This is a genomic window from Mesorhizobium sp. ES1-4, assembly GCF_020164745.1.
In the GTDB taxonomy this organism is placed as follows: Bacteria; Pseudomonadota; Alphaproteobacteria; order Rhizobiales; family Rhizobiaceae; genus Mesorhizobium.
The window spans coordinates 362,393-380,672 of the sequence record NZ_JAIUGV010000003.1; the positions used below are offsets into that span (position 1 = coordinate 362,393).

Genomic DNA, 18,280 nt, shown 5'->3' on the forward strand with positions numbered 1-18,280 from the left:
GCTAGTTTGCCGGCTTGCCCACCGCCAGCAGCAGCACGTTTTCCTGGCTGAACTGGTCCTTGTCGAGAATGCCCGAGATCTGGCCCTCATGCATGACGGCGATACGGTCGGACACACCGATCACCTCCTCCATGTCGCTGGAGATCATCAGCACGGCGACGCCCGCATCCGCCAATGCCCGCATCAGGCCATAAATCTCGGCCTTGGCGCCGATGTCGATGCCGCGCGTCGGCTCGTCGAGGATCATCACCTTGGGGTTCATGGCCAGCCACTTGCCGAGCACCACCTTCTGCTGGTTGCCACCCGACAGCGTGCCGGTGCGCGTCTGCACCGAAGGCGCCTTGATGCCGAGATTTTTCTTCTGCGTCTCGGCGGTCGCCGTTTCGGCGCTTGCCGAAACCAACGAGCGCTTCGCATGCGCCGGCAAATTGGGCAGCGAGATGTTCTGCGCGATCGACAGGTCGAGCAGGATACCGGTCAGCTTGCGGTCTTCGGGCACGAGAAAAATACCGTGCGCCACGGCATCGGCCGCAGAAGCCAGCGCAAGCGGCCTGCCGTCGAGTTCAAGCGTGCCGCCAAGGCAGCTGTCGATGCCGAAGAAGACGCGCGCCAGTTCGGTGCGGCCGGAGCCGACGAGGCCGGCAAGGCCGAGGATTTCGCCGTGCTGGACGTCGAGGTCGACCGGCCGGCCGGGATAGGTGGGGGTGCGGACGGCCTTGGCCGAAAGCGCCACTGCGCCCGGCGCCCGCGCGGCCTCGGAAGCCTTCTCGCGCTCCTTCAGCATGCGGCCGATCATCAGCTTGACCATCTGGTCGTGGTTGACGTCGCGCTTGCCCAGCGTGCCGGCCAGCATACCGTCGCGCAGCACGACGACGCGGTCGGCGACGCGCTCGATCTCATGCAGGCGGTGCGAAATGAAAATGACGCTGATGCCGTCGGCCTTCAGCGCCTTGATGACGTCGAGCAATTTGTCGGTTTCGGCGATCGGCAGGCTCGATGTCGGCTCGTCGAGGATGACCAGCCTTGCCTTGATCGACAGCGCCTTGGCGATCTCGACCATCTGCTGCTGCGCCAGCGACAGATCGGCGACCTGCGTGTCGGCCGAGAAATTGGCGCCGACCCGCTTCAGCAGCGGCGCCACCATTTCGCGCAATTTCGAGCGGTCGACGAGCCGCAGCGGCCCGGCGCGCAGCGGCTCGCGGCCGAAGAAGATGTTGGCGGCGACGTCGAGGTTGTCGAACAGGTTGAGCTCCTGGTGGACGAAGGCGATGCCGGAACCGAGGCTAGCTTCGACCGTGAGGCCCTTGCGGGCGGCGCCGTCGACCGTGATGGTGCCGGTATCGGGCGTGGTGACGCCGCCGAGGATCTTCATCAGGGTCGATTTGCCGGCGCCATTCTCGCCGACCAGGCCGATGACCTCGCCCGGCCTGACCTCCATGGAAAACCCGTCCAGCGCCACGACGCCCGGATAGGTCTTGCGCACGTTCTCGAGGCTGAGGAACGGAGTGGTCGCCGCGATGGATGTGTCGGAATAATTCATCATGCCTGACAGCAGCCGGTGGGCCGAAGCGGCCCGTTCTGCAGACTGACGGCCCCGGCAGGGTTCGTCAATGCGAGAGCAGCCGGCTCGACCGAAGTTGAGCCGGCTGACCTGCCTGTGGTCTCAGTTTCCAGCCATAGCCTTCAGATTGGCTGCATAGGCGTCGACATCATCCTTGCCGATGATCTTGGTCGGGATGATGATCAGGCCATTGGCCGGAATGCCCGACTTGTCGCCCTTGAGATAGGCGGCCATCAGCTTCATGCCCTGATAGGCCCATTCGAAGGGCTGCTGCACCACGGTGGCGGCAATGGTGCCTTCCTTGACGCCGCCCAGCGTGATCGGATCGTCATCGAAGCCGACGACGGTGATCGAGCCAAGCTTGCCGGCATCGCGCAGCGCTTCGTAGATGCGCGGCGTGTTGTAGGAGTAGAAGCCGACCATGCAGGTGACGTCGGGGCTGGCCACCAGCGCGTCCTCGACATTTTTCTTGGCGCGCGCCTGGTCGATATCGTCGCCACGCACGTCGACGAGCTCGATCTTGGTGCCGGCGAGGCCGTCCTTCATGCCCTGGATGCGCTCCTTGGCATTGTCGGCGCCGAGCAGGCCGACGAAGCCGAGGCATTTGCCGCCGTTCGGCATCGCCTTCTTGGCGATTTCGGCCGCCTGCTTCCCGGCGTCGACATTGGACGAGCCTATATAGGCGACGCGCTTGGTCTGCGGGGCATCGCTGTCGGTGGTGAACAGCGCCGTTTCCGAGGCGATCTTGTTCAGGCCGTCGGTCGAGGTCTTGGGATCGACGGCCGAGACCATGATGCCCTTGACGCCGGCGGTCACCAGATCGTCCATCAGCCGCTGCTGGATGGCGACCGAGGATTGTTCGGGATATTTGAGTTCGAGCGTGTAGTCGGGCAGTTCGGCCTGCGCCTTCTTGACGCCGGCCTCGGCCGCTTTCCAGAAGTCGGAAGCGCCGTTGACGACGAAGGCCAGCGTCGGCTTGTCGGCGGCGCGCGCGATAGCCGTCGCCGTCAGGCCGATAGCCAGGGCCGCGGCGGCGACGGATGCATTGCGTATCAAGGATTTCATGTTCAACCTCCCGTTTTGGCCCAGCCGTCGGGCTGACCCGTCTTGATCACTAGATTGTCTTGCTCACTAGATTGTCTTGCTCACTTAGAATTGCCTTGCTCACCTGAATTGCCGTTCGCGGCTTGGACGCCCCTCCTCCTCAAGGGCTCCCGGCACAGAAAGGAATGGCGTCGTTTCCAGCCGCGGCCACGGACTTTAGACAACCATTCTTCGTTCGTAAATAGTCCGATTTGTCTGACATATCACATAGCCGGGACATGGGGTCCGCGAGGCAAATATCCGCTCTCCATCGGACCATTCACAGACCCTCCCACCGCAACCGGACCCGACCGGCGCCGGATGCGATGGATTGACGGTACAGCGCATTTTTGTATTAGTAAACACTATTAGCAAAGGAGCGCTGTCGCGGCACGCGGGTGTCACCTCCGAACAGATCCGCCGATGCAGGTCCCTCCGCCCCATCCAGACGGGACCGTGCGATCTCGGGATTCTTGAGAGACCCAAACCGACAAAGCATGGATCGCAAGCATGATAATAGTTATAAACGAACTCGATGTGCCCGCGAACCGGCGGCATCACGCCATCTTGTCGGTCGGCCAAGCCATCGCTAGACAGGCTGGGGATCGGGGGATATCTGCCGCATGAGCCAGACGACGGATCCGGCCATCGCAACCGCGAAGCGCCGCAAGGCGCCGGCAAAGCCGAAGGGCCGCGTCACCATGACCGACATTGCGCGCGCCGCCGGCTGCTCGCAGGCGACGGTTTCGTTCGTGCTCAACAACACCCCTGGCATCCGCCTTTCGCGGCAGACCCGCGAGCGGGTGATCGAAGCGGCGCGTGCGCTCGGCTACAGCGCCCCCGCCTTCTCGGCGTTGAAGCAGCCGGTTGCAGCTTTCGAGGGGGCCTTCGATGGGCCCGCCTTCGACGGACTTGACGGCGTGATCGGCTTTGCCGTCGACCAGCTCGCCACCAGCCCGGAGGCGGTCGTCGCCATTGAGGGCGCGCGCCAGGCATCGTGGAACGCCGGCAACGTGCTTCTGGTGGCTCAGACCATGGGCGACGCCGTGATGGAGCCGCGTGCCATCGCCGCCCTCACCAAGCGCGGCATCTCGGCGCTGATCTACATGACCATCTTCACCCGCGAGATCACGGCGCCCGACTTCCTCTACGGCCTCGACATCCCGGTCATCCTGCTCAACTGCTACACGTCGGACTATGCCTTTCCCGCCGTGGTGCCTTCCGAGATCGCCGGCGGCCAGAGTTCGACGCGGCACCTGATAAGCCACGGCCACCGCCGCATCGCCACCATCACCGGCGAACCCTGGATGCAGGCCGCGCAAGACCGCCTGAAAGGCTACCGCCGCGCGCTCGCCACCGCCGACATCCCCTTCGACCCCGAACTGGTGGTCGAGGGCGACTGGTCGGCGAGCGCCGGCTACGCCGCGACGGTCAAGCTGCTGGCTTTGAAGGACCGCCCGACCGCCATCTTCTGCCAGAACGACCGCACCGCCATCGGCTGCTACGAAGCGCTGAAGGAAGCCGGCCTGCACATCCCCGCCGACATTTCCGTCGTCGGCTACGACGACGAGGAAATCGCCCGGCACCTGTTCCCGCCGTTGACCACCTCGATCCTGCCGCACATGGCGATGGGCCAGTGGGCGATCGAGCAGCTCGAGGCGCCGGCGGCGGTGGGACGCGGGCGCTATCCGATCACCAAGCTGGAGTGCCCGCTGGTGGAAAGGGAGAGCGTGGCGACGTTCAAGGGCGTCGCATAGAGACGGGCAGAACTGCCGGTCGGCCTTCTTGACCCGCCCCGGATGCCGGCATTCACCGTGCTCCCGCGTCTTGGCTTCATCCCGATTGAGGTCTAGCCTGCGCCGACAGCCAAGGGAGGGGCATATGACGTCGAGTTTCACCGTTCATGATGCGTCCGGATATGAGCAACTCATGGGCCGATGGAGCCGAAAGCTCGCGCCCAAGTTCATAGACTTCGCCGGGCTCGGACCCGGCGAAAGAATACTCGACGTCGGCTGCGGCACCGGCAGCCTGACGTTCGAGCTGGCGAAATCCGCCGAACTCGCGGCGATCGCGGCGGTCGACTTTTCGGCAGTTTTCGTCGAGGCGGCAAAGCGGCGCAATACCGATCCGCGCATCGACATCAAACAGGCGGACGCCACGGCGTTGCCGTTCGCCGATGATGCGTTCGACCGCACGCTGGCCATGCTGGTGCTTCACTTCGTGCCGGAGGCTGGCAAAGCGGTTGCCGAAATGCGCCGCGTCACGCGACCGGGCGGCGTGGTCGCGGCCGTGGTGTGGGACCATCTCGGCGGCATGACTGCCATGCGCATGATGATCGACACGGTGGCGGCACTCAGCGAAGGCGGGCGCCAGATGCGCAGCCGCTATTGCTTCCAGCCGATGACGCAGCCTGGCGAAATGAAGCGGACTTTCGTGGACCAGGGGCTGGCCGATGTCACCGAAACCGAGCTGATGATCCGCATGGAGTACCAGGATTTCGCTGACTATTGGGCGCCGATATCAGCCGGCGAGGGCTCGCTCGGCAAATACATGACCACGCTGGGCCCGGCCGAGCGCGAGCGCACCGAGGCTGCCGTCCGCGATGCCTACGAGGCCGGGCGACCGGACGGACCGAGGTCGTTCGCCAATGTGGCCCGGGCGTGCAGGGGCGTGGTGCCCTGACCGCGCATCCGGCGAAGCACCTTTAAAACTGCGGTCAGGCCGGCCGTGCAACCAGATCGGCATAGCGCCGCAGGTAGAGCGGCCAGCCCTGATCGCCGCCGACGGCACCGCGGACGCCTTCCCAGCCCTGGCCATGGCGCTCCAGGTTCCGGTGCTCGATCTCGACGCGGGTGCGCTGCGCCGTTTCGGCGGTGAACCGCACCTCCCACTCGCTGGTCTTGGCCGGGTCGTTCTCGATGCGCCATTGCGGGCTGATGTCCCAGCTCAGAAGCACACGGTTGGGCGGCTCATAGGCCAGCACGCGTGCCCAGCGGCACTCGCTGCCGTCGACGCCACGGTCATAAACGTGGCCGCCGACCCGAGGCTCGAACACCGTCTCGGCGATTTGGGCTACAAGCAGATTGTGCTCGGGCGGTTTGAAACTTCCGAAATCCTCAGTGAAAACCTTGAAAGCGCGCTCGATCGGCACCTCGACCACGACGAACTGTTTCACGGAGGCGATGGGGACTTGGGTGTTCATGGTTACTCCTCTGGTGGGGTCTCGACGGCCAGCTTGTAGGCCGCGAGCGTCTTGCTCCAGAACCGGTCAAGCCAGGCGCGCATCTGGCCAAGCCCGTGCGGATCGATGTGGTAGACGTTGCTGGCGCCCTTGGGCTCCGCGCGCACCAGCCGCGAATCCCGAAGCACCTTCAGATGCTGCGACACCGCGGACTGCGAGACGCTGACCTGCCGCGTGACCTCCGCCACCGAGCGCGGCCGCTCCGCGATCAACTCAAAAATCCGCCTTCGGGTCGGATCGCCCAAGGCGGCAAGCTGTGCGCTATCAACAGTCATGACTTATGATTAGTGCAGACTGATTATTGAGTCAAGCGGAGGCGGCGCCTGATCTGGTGGCGAGGAAAGAATCTCCCGAGAGCGAGATCACACTTCATTCTGCTTGGAAGGAACTACGCCAGAGGGTCGAAATCCATTCAAGCTTAAGGGCCGCGTCTATCCCTTGCGTTCCTCAAGGCTGTTGCCGCCATCGACCACCAGCAAGGCGCCGTTGATGTAGCTGGCGCTTTCGGAGGCCAGAAACACGACCGCCGCCGCGACCTCATCCGGCCGGCCGGCGCGGCCCGGCGGCGCATGCCGGGCCGCGACCCGCTCCGCCTCGCTCGACGCGCCTGTCTCGATCCAGCCAGGCGCAACGGCATTGGCGGTGACCCCATGGCGCGCCACTTCCAGCGCCAAGGTACGGGTCAGGCCCACCATCCCGGCCTTCGCCGCGGAATAGGCGGCGGTGCCCTGGTAGGAGACCAGCGGCCCGGTCACCGATGCGACATTGACGATGCGCCCATACCCCGTTTCGACCATCGCCGGCAGAAACGCCCTGGTGACGAGAAACGCGGTCTTCAGGCTGGTCTCGATGCCCTGGTCCCATTCGGCCTCGCTCATCGTCAGGAACGTCTTGCCGACGGAGGGCGAGGCCAGCGATCCCATGCCGGCATTGTTGACCAGGATATCGATAGCGCCGACCTCGGCCCGCAGCCGCTCCACCTCCGCTGCAACGGTGAGATCGGCGACAGCGGCCATGGCGTCGATGCGCTCGCCGCGAAGCTCGCCGGCACGATCCAGCACCCGCGCACTGGCGCCGGTCAGGAAAACAGCATGCCCGGCCTGGCCAAACTGGCGGGCAATGGCAAAGCCGATGCCGTCAGAAGCGCCGGCGCCGGTGATCAGGACACGCCTGGTTTTGCTGATGGTTGTTGCCAAATCAGGCTCCAAAATACGTTCGGGCGGAAAGTGTTGCCCATGTCTCCGGCAAACCATAACCTATGTGCCCAGAACGGACCATTGGATGAGCGACCCGAGACATAGGTGGCGATTTGTACCGGACACTGGAGTGCGCCCCTCGGAAGATTCTGAAATGGGAAGGTTAGAAGAGTCAACTCACCACGCTTACCGAGTGCACACGGGCCGCGCCTGACAGCACGCTCGATCACGCCAAAATCAATTGCGGAATTCACACGCCTGTCGCACTGTCCGGGTTTCGTAGCTTTCGAGGAGGAAAGGCTATGTTGTACCCTGGTCAGTGCTTGGGGCCGTGCGAGATCGATATGCTCTCTCGCGTGTGCCGCATTGTATGCAACGAGAACGGCACACCCCTTGAATCGCAGCAGGCCCAGCGCATCGCGTCCCACCTGCTTAAGCTGTTTATGAACGGCCTGATAACCGAGGAGGAACTGCTGGACGCCGAGAGGAACCGGGCCGGAGGGCTAAAGCAGCCGCTCCAGCATCAGCTTCCGCCCCAGAACGTTGTGGCCGACAGCCAGTTGCACGTCGGCTAGGAAGTTGCCCAGCTCCCCGGCCGGTGCCTTGGCGGGCACCGCGGCACCACCGCGCCGCCTTCTGAATGACCCACAGTGGGAAGGCTGAGCAGACGTCCATCCAGACCTTGAGGTTGAGCGCTGCCTAGCTCTCGCTCGACCGGGTGCGGAACTTGAGCTCCGACATCGCCACCTCAATTGCCTCGTTCAGGAGCAGTGGCTGTGAACTGGCTGGCTTCAACGTCTGCTCCAGCATTCACAAACTCTGCTCAATTGCTTTGCCTCCGTCTGTGAAAGGGCAGGCGTCGGTATCCCGGGACTGATCCGAACCTTCCGCGGAGTCCGCCAGCTAGCAGCCTTGGCCACAGCAGCTCTTCTGTTTGAGATTCAAACCAGACTGACCGCTCCCGGCCCCGCTTCAGGCAAAGTTTGCCTAGTCAGCTTTGGCCGCAATGTCGGCCCTCGCGGCAGCCCCCCTACCACGCCCGAAAGCGGCCATTCAAATTCGGGCGTGCGAAGTACCCAGCATCTGAAAATCTCGTCTTAAATGTTCTCCGGCGTAACGATTTCGAACGGTATGGACCGCTGAAGGGTTGCGAGCGGTGCCTGCGGTCCGCTGACATCGATCATCGTCTGCACGAGAAGGGCGGAAGTCGCCTCGAGCGGATGGCAGAGCGCCGCGGTGATCAGCCCTTCGGACAATCCCTTCCGGGTCTCCGGGCCAATATCGCGGCACACCACCTTGATCCCCGCTCGCCTCTCGGCAGACACTTCCCTTAAGGCACGGAGCACGCCTGTGATGCCACCGCCCACGATCAGAATCCCCACGAGATCATCCGTCGTCGCCAGCAACTCAGCCACCATTCGGTAGGCCTCGCTCGACTCCTCATGGGTAGGGCGGCTCTCCTCGACTGTGAGACGAGGCGCGTGCTCGCGCAGATAGGAACGGAAGCTGGCGTCGGACACATCCTGGCATTGATACCGATGATTGCCGATGAAAACCGCAATGCGGCCTGGGCCTTGGGTGGTTTGCGTGATTAGGAAGGCCGCGGTCCGCCCCAGCTTCCAATTGTCAGTGCCCACATAAGCCGCCCTTTCCGGTGCGGATTGATCCGTGATGTATGAGATGACCGGCTTTCCCATCTCCTTCAGGGCACGGATGGCCTGACCAACGATTGGGTGATCGGCCGCGACGACCGCGACAGCGTCGCATTCCTCGCCGAGCGCGATAAGACGGTTAGAAATAGTCTCCGGCGTCAAAATATCGACGAAGTCGACGACAGGGTCGATGACCTCGTCCCGACGCTCGCGACAGGCAGCGACGATCTTCTTGCCGAACAGCTGGTAGAGGTCACGGGTCGACTGCTGGAGCAGGAAACCCAATCGGTAATGCGGCGATATCTTGCGGGCCCGATCGTCGATCGCCCCGACGCCGTAAAACCCGATTTCCTCCGCCGCGCTCTGCACGCGTTGAACCGTCTTCGGCCGCACCGAGACGGTGCCGCCCAAAATTCTGTTCACCGTCGCCACCGATACGCCTGCCGCAGTAGCGAGATCGTGGATTGTCGGCCGCTTCATGAACACCCATTCCTTGGCGTATCATCATGATTGAAATAAAATGATACAAATGCAATTCTGATATTATTTCTGCCTTCTCCAAATATCAACCCTCCGATATGAATTGCGCCGAACAGGGGATCAATCGGCTGAGCCTAGGGCGGGTCCGAACCCCATAGGCACCAGAATGAACCGGGCGAGGAGGCGCTGTTACGATGGACGACCTTCAGTATGGAACACGCGACAAGCGCGGCAATTGGGCCCCGCACCGGCGCGCCGAGCCGGCGCCGATCTGGCACCGTCCGTTCGATGCAAAAAAGGTGGTGAAATGGATTCCTGAGTTCTTCTGGCCGTGGAACACGTTTCATCTCGCCACGGCGCTCATTTGGGTAAATCTGCTTATCCCGAGCTGGCAGAGCCTCGCGAGCTTCTCGCTGCTTAACTACCTTTGGCTGTACGGCCTCAACGCCGCCGGGATTTTTCTGTTCTACGGCTTCTTCGAGCTGCGCTACTACATTCAGCGCAAACAGCAGAACCGCTTCAAGTACAATCCGAAATTTCCGTCAGACGCGCCGTCCGACGTGTTCTGGTTCCAAAACCAGAACATCGACAATTTCGCCCGCTCATTCTTCGTCACGATACCGCTGTGGACGGTGGTCGAGATCGTGATGCTGTGGGTCTATGCGAACAGCTGGGCAGTCTGGCTGCCATGGACGACGAACTGGCTATACCTTTCGTTCCTGGTGCTTATCGCGCCGGCGGTGCATGAGGTCTATTTCTTCTTCCTGCACAGGGCGATCCATTGGCCGCCGCTCTATAAATGGGTGCATTCGGTCCATCACAATTCGATCAACCCAAGCCCGTGGTCGTCGCTGTCGATGCACCCGGTCGAAGGCTTCCTCTATCATGCCGAAGCCTGGCTCCACCTGTTAATCCCATCCAACCCGGTCTGCGCCTACTTCACGCTTCATGGCGCAGGATTTGGCGCCGTCAACGGCCATCTCGGTTTCGAGACCTTCGAGATCACCGACAAGGTCAATCTCGATAGCCATTCCTACGTGCACTACCTGCACCACAAGTACTTCGAGGTGAACTACGGCGGCGACGGGCTGGTGCCACTCGATAAGCTGTTCGGCACCTGGCACGACGGCAGCAAGGAAGCCGACGAAGTCATGAAGGGCCGCTTCCGCAAGAAAAAGGAAAAGGTGCGGAGCCGGCAGGAAGGCCGCGGCGATCCGGCATCAGGAATGCCTGCGGAATAACGAACCAAACGCTGTTTCGGCTGAGCCCGTGAGGAGCGGACCCGGGACAGGAGGACTTTTGTCGAACCCTGCGGGGTAATCTGGGAGGAATACCATGAAGCTTTTCAAAACACTGGTGTCGACAGCGGTGCTGATCGGGTTCAGCACCGGCGCGACGCTCGCCGCCAACATCTTCGTCGTCGGCGGCAAGCCCGACGATCCGTTCTGGTCGATCGTCAAGCGCGGTGCCGAAGACGCCGGCAAGGTCGTCGAGGCTCAGGGCGGCAAGGTCACCTGGCTCGGACCGCAGAACTACGACAATCTCGGTGTCGACGCCGCCGAGTTGATCCGCCAGGCGATCGACCAGAAGGCCGACGCCATTGTCGGCCCGGACTGGGTGCCGGAAGCGATGGACCCTGCGTTCAAGGCAGTGAAAGATGCTGGCATTCCCCTGATCATCTACAATGCCGGCGGGCTGAAAGCGGCCGATCGTCTTGGCGCTATGAACTATGTCGGCTCGGACGACTACAAAGGCGGTGTCGCGGCTGGCGAGTACCTCACCAAGGCCGGGAACAAGAAGGGCGTCTGCATCAACACGCTGCCAGGCGCTGCCAATATCGAGGCCTTCTGCGGCGGCTTCAAGGAGGGGATGAAGAACGGCGGTGGCGAAGCCGACGTCCTGCCATTGCCCGCTACATCCTTCGGCTCGGCGACGGCCGTCGCCCAGGCAGTGAAGGCCTATCTGCTGCAGCACCAGGACGTCAACGCCGTCTTTACCATCGGCAATGTCGACGCCAACTCGGCCATGAACGGCCTCACCCAGGCCGGCAAGGTCGGGAAAGTGCAACTCTGCGGCATGAACTTTGACGAAACCATCCTGAACAACATTAAGGATGGCAAGCAGGCCTGCGCCATCGACCAGCAAGGCTACCTGCAGGGATACCTGGCCGTCGCGATTCTGAATGGCCACGTCAATTATGGCTTGGCGGTGCCCACCCGCGAGATCCTTACGGGACCAGGAATCATCGACAAGACGAACGTCGACGCCACCATCGCTGGCGTGAAAGCAGGGACGCGATAATCCTCCCGCCTGGGCCGCCCTCGCTTTACAGCGGGCGGCCCTTTTTCCCTTTCTCTGCGGCGGCACATTACGGCCAGCCGCGTGCTCGCGGATTACCCAATGGCACATCCCGTCGCATCCACATCAACGCCTGCGCTCGAACGCACGCACCCCGGACTGGCCCTCGGCCGACTCGCGCGTCGACCAGAGTCAGGCTCGTTCCTCGGCATGGTCGCAGTCCTTCTCTTCTTCGGCGTGTTTGGCGGCAGCAGCTTCATGTCGGCGGCAGGTGCGGCCAGCTGGCTGAACATCGCTTCCGAGATCGGGATCATCGCTCTGCCGATAGGGCTGCTGATGATCGCCGGGGAACTGGACATCTCGGTCGGCGCGGTGATCCCTGCGGCGTCACTCACCGCTGCCATCGTCTCGGGCCACTATGGCCTGCCCGATTGGCTCGGCATAACGGCAGCACTTGGCCTTGGCCTCGCGGTCGGCTTCATCAACGGCCTGTTCGTGACGAAGACAACCATTCCGTCGCTCATAATAACCATCGGCACCATGTTCGGCACGATGGGTCTGACCCTGGGCCTCACCGTCAAGATCGCCGGCAGCACCGGCGTCTCGCTGGTGCCGGACCCGCTTACCAAAGAAATCTTGGGCGATTATCTCGACGGCATGTTCCAGGTAACGATCCTGTGGTGGGTGGTGTTAATCGCTGGCCTGTTCTGGCTGTTGCACGTCTCGCCGATCGGTAACTGGATCTATGCGCTCGGCGGCGACAAGGAGAGCGCGCGCAATGTCGGCATCCCGACCAAGCGCCTGACCATCGGCCTGTTCATGCTGTCCGGCTTCAGCGCCGCTTTCGTCGGTGTCAGCGAGGTGATGGTCTACCAGAGCGCGCAGGTTCTGGCGGGCCAGTCCTTCATCTTCAATTCCATCATGTGCGTTGTCATTGGCGGCGTTTTGCTCACGGGGGGTTTCGGCTCGATCGTGGGCATCGTATTCGGCACGCTCACTTTCTCGATCGTGAACCAAGGCATCTATTTCACCAGCCTGGATCCCAATGTCGGAAGCATCATCATCGGCGCACTTCTGCTGATCGCAGTGCTGACCAACGACACGTTCCGGCAGCTGGCGCTCAGTTATTCGTCGAAGAGGGGAGGACAGTCATGATGGACGCAATCAAGTCGTTGCTGCGCCGTCCCGAAGCCGGCTCGATCCTCAGCCTCGTCGGCGTGGTGTTGTTCTTTGTTCTGTTCGGCGGCGCCAATCTGGCCACGCTGGTTGGCGCGGCGAGCTGGGTCAATTTCGCGGCCAATCTCGGCATTGTCGCCATTCCGGTCGGGCTGCTGATGATCGCCGGCGAACTCGACATCTCCATCGGCGCTTTGATCCCGGCGGGTTCGATGACCACGGCCATCCTGTCCGGCTACTACGGACTGCCCACAACGGTGGGCATTGCCGGAGCGCTGATGGTCGGCGTCACGGTCGGCCTGGTCAACGGCCTGCTGACCATCCGCACCTCAGTGCCGTCGCTGATCATCACCCTGGCCACGCTCGTCGCCATGCAGGGCGTGGTGCTCAGTGCTTCCGTGCTCCTGACCGGCAATGCCAGCGTGGCGCTCACCGCGCCGGACTGGGCAAAATTCCTGTTCGGACAACTGATCGGTGGCAGCCACCAAGTCATCATCGTCTGGTGGATCGCGTTCGCGGCCGTCACGGGTTTCGTCCTGCACAAGACGCGTTACGGCAATTGGCTCTTTGCTATGGGCGGTGACAAGGTCAGCGCCCGCAACGCCGGCATTCCGACGGACCGCATGACCATTGCGCTGTTCGTGCTGTCCGCGGTCAGCGCCACATTTGTCGGTATTTGCCAGGCGATCCTGTTCAATTCCGCCCAGGTCTCCGGCGGCATGAACTTCATCTTCAACGCCATCGTCTCCGTGGTGGTGGGCGGTGTGCTGCTGACCGGCGGTTTCGGGTCGGTTGTCGGTATCTTCGTGGGCACCATCACCTTCGCCATCGTCAGCCAGGGCATCTACTTCACCCAGATCGACCGGAACTGGTCGAACCTGATCATCGGCGTGATGCTCCTGCTGGCCGTGCTGATGAACCAATCGTTCCGCGACCTGGCCCTGTACTTCCGCCCGCGGCGCAAACAAGGCCTGCCGCGAGAGCCGGCAAACCCATGAGAAACGAATTTCAGATCAACCCTCGCTTCGCTGAGTACCTTCGCGCAGCCGGATGCAGATGACGCCATGAACGACAAACCTGCCATTCTCGAACTGAAGAACGTCAACAAGTCCTTCGGACCGATCGACGTCCTGCATGATATTTCGCTGAGGGTGCGCGCCGGCGAAGTGCTTTGCCTGCTCGGCGACAACGGCGCCGGCAAGTCCACGCTCATCAAGACCCTGGCCGGAGTCCACAAGCCCACCAGCGGTCAGATCCTGATGGATGGTCAGCCGGTGGCCTTCACCGGACCGAGCGACGCGCAGGGACGCGGAATCGCCACGGTGCATCAGTTCGGCGGCACGTTCCCGCTGATGAGCATCGGGCGCTCCTTCTTCGTCGGCGTCGAGCCGACCAAAGGCTGGGGACCGTTCAAGATCTACGACCGCAAGCGCGCCAACGAGATCGCGGTGAAAGCGGTCCGGGATTTCGGCATCACCCGCATTGATGACGGCGACCGCCTGGTAGGGGGCCTGTCGGGTGGAGAGCGCCAGTCGCTCGCCATTGCGCGAGCCGTGCATTTTGGAGCGCGCGTGCTGATCCTGGATGAGCCGACCGCGGCGCTCGGCGTCAAGCAGGCCTCGCATGTGCTGCGCATCGTCAACGAGGCCAAGAAGCGTGGCCTGGCGGTGGTCTTCATCACCCACCAGGTCATGCACGGCATGGCCGTCGGCGATCATTTCGCGGTGCTGATCCGCGGCGCCATCGCCGCCGATTTCCGTAAGGGCGAAAAGTCCCGCGAAGAGATTACGGATCTGATGGCTGGCGGCGAGACCATGGCTGACCTCGAAGCCCAGGTCGAGGGTTACATGGAAACCCATGAGGGGCATCCGCCGTCCCCGAAGGTGCTGGAGGCCCCAGCCGCTCACTAGACTTCCTTGGAAGGCTATCCAGTCCGGCGCGGCTTCTTCTCACCGCTTGTCGTGGCCCCGTAAACTCGAAAAGCAAGAACAGGACAGAAATGACAATTCGCATTGCAGTGATCGGCGCCGGCTTGATGGGCGCCGACCATGCCAAGATAGTCGCCGAGGAAATGCCCGGCGCAACCCTTCAACTGGTCTGCGACATGGATGGGCAGCGCGCCCGCCGCATCGCCGAAGCGTGCGGAGCCTTCGATATTGCCACCGATCCCGAGGGCGCCATCGCCCGGCAAGACGTGGACGCCGTGATCATTGCGAGTCCCGATTCCACGCATGCACCGCTTTCGATGGCCTGCATTGCCGTCGGCAAGCGGGTTCTGTGCGAAAAGCCGCTGTCACAAGCCTCGGCTGACTGCATCGCGGTGATGGATGCCGAACAGCAGGCGGGAGCGAAATTCGTTCAGCTCGGATTCATGCGGCGCTACGACCGTTCCTATCAGGAAATGAAGCGGGCGCTGGACGACGGCCGGCTCGGCCGGGCGCTGATGATGCATAATTTCCACCGCAACGTCGAAACGCCGGCTGCCGATTTCACCGGCGCGATGGCCATCACCAATTCCGCTCCGCACGAATTCGACGTTGTGCGTTATGTGCTGGGGACGGAATACGCTGCCATTTCCGCATTCCAGCCGAGCCGCTCCGACGCGCGCGTAGCACCCGTCGTCATGGTGCTGGAAACGGTGGATGGCCAGCTCGTCAACATCGAGATCAACAACAACGCCGTCTACGGCTACGACGTCCGCGCCGAACTGGTCGGTGAACTGGGCACTGTTGCGACCAACAATGTTGCCTACACCCGTATGGAATCATCGTTTACCCAAAGCACGGGCTACGACGCGGACTGGCGGGCCCGCTATTACGATGCCTACCGCCGCCAGAACCGCGACTTCCTGCGCTTCGTGATGACTGGCGAGTTCCCCGCGACCGCCTCGGATTGCTGGGACGGCTATTGCGCCGCCATCGTCGCCGAAGCCGGCGTGAGGGCGTTGAAGGAAGCACGCCGCACACCCGTCCAGATGATTGCAAAGCCGGAGTTCTACGCGTGAAGCTGGGTTTCGTTTCAGACAGCCTTGGTAATCTGACGTTGGAGGCGGTGCTCGATCACGCCCGGCGCGTGGGAGTATCCGGCATCGAGGTAAACACTTGCGGCTGGTCGACGGCGCCGCACTTCCGGCTGTCGTCCATGTTAGGCAACAGGGAAGCCCAAAGGCGCTTCGTTGGGGCGTTCGAGGAACGCGGGCTGGAGATCATCAGCCTGAACGCAAACGGCAATCCGTTGCATCCAACCGACCATGCTCAAGCCGAAGGCTTGATGGATACGATACGCGTCGCCGGCGAGATGGGCATTCGCACCGTCTGCACCATGAGCGGCCTGCCAGCGGGCAGCGCCGGCGACAGCATGCCCAACTGGGTTGTCTCCTCCTGGCCACCGGAAACGCAGACCATTCTGAAGTATCAATGGGAAGAGAAGCTGATTCCCTTCTGGACCGAGGTTGCGGCGCTGGCAAAGGAGAGCGGCGTCGATCGCATCGCGCTCGAACTCCACGGCAATCAGTGCGTCTACAATGTGCCTTCGCTCCTGAAACTTCGAGCAGCAGTCGGGCCCGTCGTGGGCGCCAATCTGGACCCCTCGCACCTGTTCTGGATGGGCGCCGATCCTCTCGCTGCCGCCGAAGCGCTGGGCGAGGCCGTCTACCACGTCCATGCCAAGGACACGCTGCTCAACCGGCCCGTTCAGGCCACGACCTCGCTGCTTGAGAATGGCAGCCTGATGGACATCCCGGCCCGCTCCTGGAGCTACATCACGCTCGGCTTCGGCCATAGCGAGGAATGGTGGCGGCAGTTCTGTTATCGGCTCAAAATGGCCGGCTATGACGGCTGGCTTTCCATCGAGCACGAGGACGTGCTCCTGAATTCGCTGGAGGGGCTCGAAAAGTCCGTCGCGCTCCTCCAGGGCGTGATGCCGTCTGCTCCCGCAGACTTCAAACTGCAAGATATCTAAGGAGAAACGCATGCCCTGGGTGGACGCTTGTGCCGCTGATGAAATCGAAGCCGAGGAAGCGAAGCGCTTCGACAATGGCGGCCGGACCTTCGCTATCTTCCGCAACAACGCGGATGAATATTACTGCACGGACGGGCTCTGCACACATGAGGCGATCCACATCGCCGACGGTCTCGTCATGGGCAACACGGTGGAGTGCCCCAAGCATGCTTCCGTTTTCGATTTCACGACCGGCGAAGTAGAGACGCCACCGGCCTGCGAGAATCTAAGGACTTACAAGACCAAGATCGAGAACGGCCGTGTCATGGTCGAGGTCTGAGCCGTCATGAGCCAACCATTCCAACTGGCAGCCTGCGCTGAGATGCTTTGGCGCGATCGTCCAATGGCTTGGCGTGTCGCACGCCTGCATGAGATGGGTTTCGGCGTCGGGTTGTGGAATTGGCCCGACCATGACCTCGCAGCGCTCGAGAAAACGGGCGCGACATTCACGATCATGAACGGCTACCTGGAAGGAAGGCTCGCCGACAAGGAGGGCGCCGACATGCTCTTGAAGTCGGCTTTCGAGACCGCGAAGGTCGGAAAGCGGCTCGGCGTGGCCCGACTGAACCTGCATGGCACCGGGCTCGGCGAGGGCGGTATTCCCATCGTCAAGGCCGACGTCGAGACCGGCCCGATGTGGCTGAAGGCGCGCGACACGCTGAACCGCATCTGCGACATGGCCGAGGCCGAGGATGTCATCTTCACGCTCGAAAATCTGAACCTGCTTGACCACCCTGGCTGCCCGTTCGGCTCGACGGCATCGGTGCTGGCATTGGTGTCGTCAATCAACAGGCCTCAACTGCGGATCAACCTCGACCTCTATCACACGCAGATCGGGGAGGGCGACATCGTGCGCTGGTGTCAGAGGTGCCTCCCGTTCATCGGCGAGGTGCAGGTCGCCGACAATCCGGGTCGCTGCGAGCCGGGAACGGGCGAGATGAACTGGCCCTACATCGGAAGAACCCTGTTCGACATGGGATATCGCGGGCCGGTGGGTTTGGAGGCCTTTGCCAAGAACGATCCGGAAGCGGCGCTGGACGCCTTCCGGCGGGCGTTCACGGTGTGAGCGATAAACTGTAGCGGAGGCTGACCATGGGCATGTATCACAACCGTCCTCATGTCGAGGACATCCGAAAGATGAAGAGGAATGGGCAGAAGATTTCCATGCTCTTCGTCAGCACGCCCGACGAAGCGGCCGCAGCAGCGGCAGCGGGCAACCTCAAGCGCGTCGTGCTGGAATGCGGCGGCAAAAACCCTGCAGTGGTTCTCGAGGATGCCGAGGACCTCGACCTCGTCGCCGAGCAAGTGGTCAACGGCGCATTCTGGAACATGGGCGAGAACTGCTCGGCCACGTCACGGCTCATTGTCCACGCCAGCATCAAGAACGAGTTGCTGCAGCGGATCGGCGCCTACATGCGCGAGTGGAAGACGGGCGATCCGCTCGACCCGGAAAATCGCATCGGCGCGCTTGTCAGCAAGAGCCATTTCGAGAAGGTGAAGTCCTTCCTCACCGACGTGAAGACCGAAAAGCTTTCTGTCGCCCATGGCGGCGCCACGCATATGGTAGCGTTGCGCGAAGGTCAGTCGGCCACCA

18 protein-coding genes and 1 pseudogene are annotated in these 18,280 nt (G+C 62.5%); 13 read left to right on the forward strand and 6 right to left on the reverse strand.

Features of this window, described 5'->3' with window-relative positions:
* Position 1: 1 nt before the first annotated feature.
* Both LB556_RS07705 and LB556_RS07710 read right to left on the reverse strand, forming a co-directional pair.
* Positions 2 to 1,540 (reverse strand): sugar ABC transporter ATP-binding protein, encoded by a 1,539-nt coding sequence (locus LB556_RS07705; protein ID WP_224565972.1) that lies wholly within the window; start codon positions 1,538 to 1,540, stop codon positions 2 to 4.
* 123 nt (positions 1,541 to 1,663) lie between these two features.
* Entirely contained in the window at positions 1,664 to 2,626 is a 963-nt protein-coding gene (locus LB556_RS07710; RefSeq protein ID WP_224565706.1) for a sugar-binding protein, read from the reverse strand.
* Between the two features lie 641 nt (positions 2,627 to 3,267).
* Between LB556_RS07710 and LB556_RS07715 the strand changes: the two genes are divergently transcribed.
* Positions 3,268 to 4,401 carry a LacI family DNA-binding transcriptional regulator gene (locus LB556_RS07715; RefSeq protein WP_224565708.1) on the forward strand — a complete coding sequence of 378 codons (1,134 nt, stop codon included), beginning with the start codon at positions 3,268 to 3,270 and terminating at the stop codon, positions 4,399 to 4,401.
* Positions 4,402 to 4,525: 124 nt separating this feature from the next.
* Positions 4,526 to 5,326: a class I SAM-dependent methyltransferase gene (locus tag LB556_RS07720; protein WP_224565710.1), complete on the forward strand. Its 801-nt coding sequence runs from the start codon at positions 4,526 to 4,528 to the stop codon at positions 5,324 to 5,326.
* A gap of 34 nt (positions 5,327 to 5,360) precedes the next feature.
* Here the strand turns inward: LB556_RS07720 and LB556_RS07725 are convergent, their stop codons facing one another.
* From LB556_RS07725 to LB556_RS07735, 3 genes are all read right to left on the reverse strand, one after another.
* Entirely contained in the window at positions 5,361 to 5,846 is a 486-nt protein-coding gene (locus tag LB556_RS07725) for an SRPBCC family protein (protein WP_224565712.1), read from the reverse strand.
* Between the two features lie 2 nt (positions 5,847 to 5,848).
* Positions 5,849 to 6,160 (reverse strand): ArsR/SmtB family transcription factor, encoded by a 312-nt coding sequence (locus LB556_RS07730; RefSeq protein ID WP_224565714.1) that lies wholly within the window; start codon positions 6,158 to 6,160, stop codon positions 5,849 to 5,851.
* Between the two features lie 156 nt (positions 6,161 to 6,316).
* Positions 6,317 to 7,081 (reverse strand): SDR family NAD(P)-dependent oxidoreductase, encoded by a 765-nt coding sequence (locus LB556_RS07735; RefSeq protein ID WP_224565717.1) that lies wholly within the window; start codon positions 7,079 to 7,081, stop codon positions 6,317 to 6,319.
* Between the two features lie 344 nt (positions 7,082 to 7,425).
* On the opposite strand from LB556_RS07735, the gene LB556_RS07740 reads away from it, so the two are divergent.
* Positions 7,426 to 7,656 carry a hypothetical protein gene (locus LB556_RS07740; protein WP_224565719.1) on the forward strand — a complete coding sequence of 77 codons (231 nt, stop codon included), beginning with the start codon at positions 7,426 to 7,428 and terminating at the stop codon, positions 7,654 to 7,656.
* A 522-nt stretch (positions 7,657 to 8,178) separates the two neighbouring features.
* Here LB556_RS07740 and LB556_RS07745 read toward each other — a convergent pair.
* Positions 8,179 to 9,213, reverse strand: coding sequence for a LacI family DNA-binding transcriptional regulator (locus LB556_RS07745; protein WP_224565721.1), 1,035 nt, complete (start codon positions 9,211 to 9,213; stop codon positions 8,179 to 8,181).
* 194 nt (positions 9,214 to 9,407) lie between these two features.
* On the opposite strand from LB556_RS07745, the gene LB556_RS07750 reads away from it, so the two are divergent.
* From LB556_RS07750 to LB556_RS07795, 10 genes and pseudogenes are all read left to right on the forward strand, one after another.
* Positions 9,408 to 10,454 (forward strand): sterol desaturase family protein, encoded by a 1,047-nt coding sequence (locus tag LB556_RS07750; RefSeq protein WP_224565723.1) that lies wholly within the window; start codon positions 9,408 to 9,410, stop codon positions 10,452 to 10,454.
* A gap of 94 nt (positions 10,455 to 10,548) precedes the next feature.
* Positions 10,549 to 11,514, forward strand: a complete 966-nt coding sequence (locus LB556_RS07755) for a sugar ABC transporter substrate-binding protein (protein WP_224565725.1) — start codon at positions 10,549 to 10,551, stop codon at positions 11,512 to 11,514.
* A 207-nt stretch (positions 11,515 to 11,721) separates the two neighbouring features.
* Complete coding sequence (locus tag LB556_RS07760) at positions 11,722 to 12,666, forward strand: ABC transporter permease (protein ID WP_224565974.1); 945 nt, start codon at positions 11,722 to 11,724, stop codon at positions 12,664 to 12,666.
* On the forward strand, positions 12,663 to 13,685 hold the full coding sequence (locus LB556_RS07765) for an ABC transporter permease (protein ID WP_411908572.1): 1,023 nt from the start codon (positions 12,663 to 12,665) through the stop codon (positions 13,683 to 13,685). The genes LB556_RS07760 and LB556_RS07765 overlap by 4 nt, the downstream gene beginning before the upstream one ends.
* Before the next feature lie 66 nt (positions 13,686 to 13,751).
* Complete coding sequence (locus tag LB556_RS07770) at positions 13,752 to 14,597, forward strand: ATP-binding cassette domain-containing protein (RefSeq protein ID WP_224565727.1); 846 nt, start codon at positions 13,752 to 13,754, stop codon at positions 14,595 to 14,597.
* Positions 14,598 to 14,686: 89 nt separating this feature from the next.
* Positions 14,687 to 15,691 carry a Gfo/Idh/MocA family oxidoreductase gene (locus tag LB556_RS07775; RefSeq protein ID WP_224565729.1) on the forward strand — a complete coding sequence of 335 codons (1,005 nt, stop codon included), beginning with the start codon at positions 14,687 to 14,689 and terminating at the stop codon, positions 15,689 to 15,691.
* Entirely contained in the window at positions 15,688 to 16,647 is a 960-nt protein-coding gene (locus tag LB556_RS07780) for a sugar phosphate isomerase/epimerase (protein ID WP_318011263.1), read from the forward strand. Before LB556_RS07775 ends, LB556_RS07780 begins: the two co-directional genes overlap by 4 nt.
* 10 nt (positions 16,648 to 16,657) lie before the next feature.
* Positions 16,658 to 16,966: a MocE family 2Fe-2S type ferredoxin gene (locus LB556_RS07785; RefSeq protein WP_224565731.1), complete on the forward strand. Its 309-nt coding sequence runs from the start codon at positions 16,658 to 16,660 to the stop codon at positions 16,964 to 16,966.
* Positions 16,967 to 16,972: 6 nt separating this feature from the next.
* Positions 16,973 to 17,752, forward strand: a complete 780-nt coding sequence (locus LB556_RS07790; RefSeq protein WP_224565734.1) for a TIM barrel protein — start codon at positions 16,973 to 16,975, stop codon at positions 17,750 to 17,752.
* Positions 17,753 to 17,889: 137 nt separating this feature from the next.
* Positions 17,890 to 18,243: pseudogene (locus tag LB556_RS07795) on the forward strand (aldehyde dehydrogenase family protein); the annotation flags it as partial.
* Between the last annotated feature and the right edge of the window lie 37 nt (positions 18,244 to 18,280).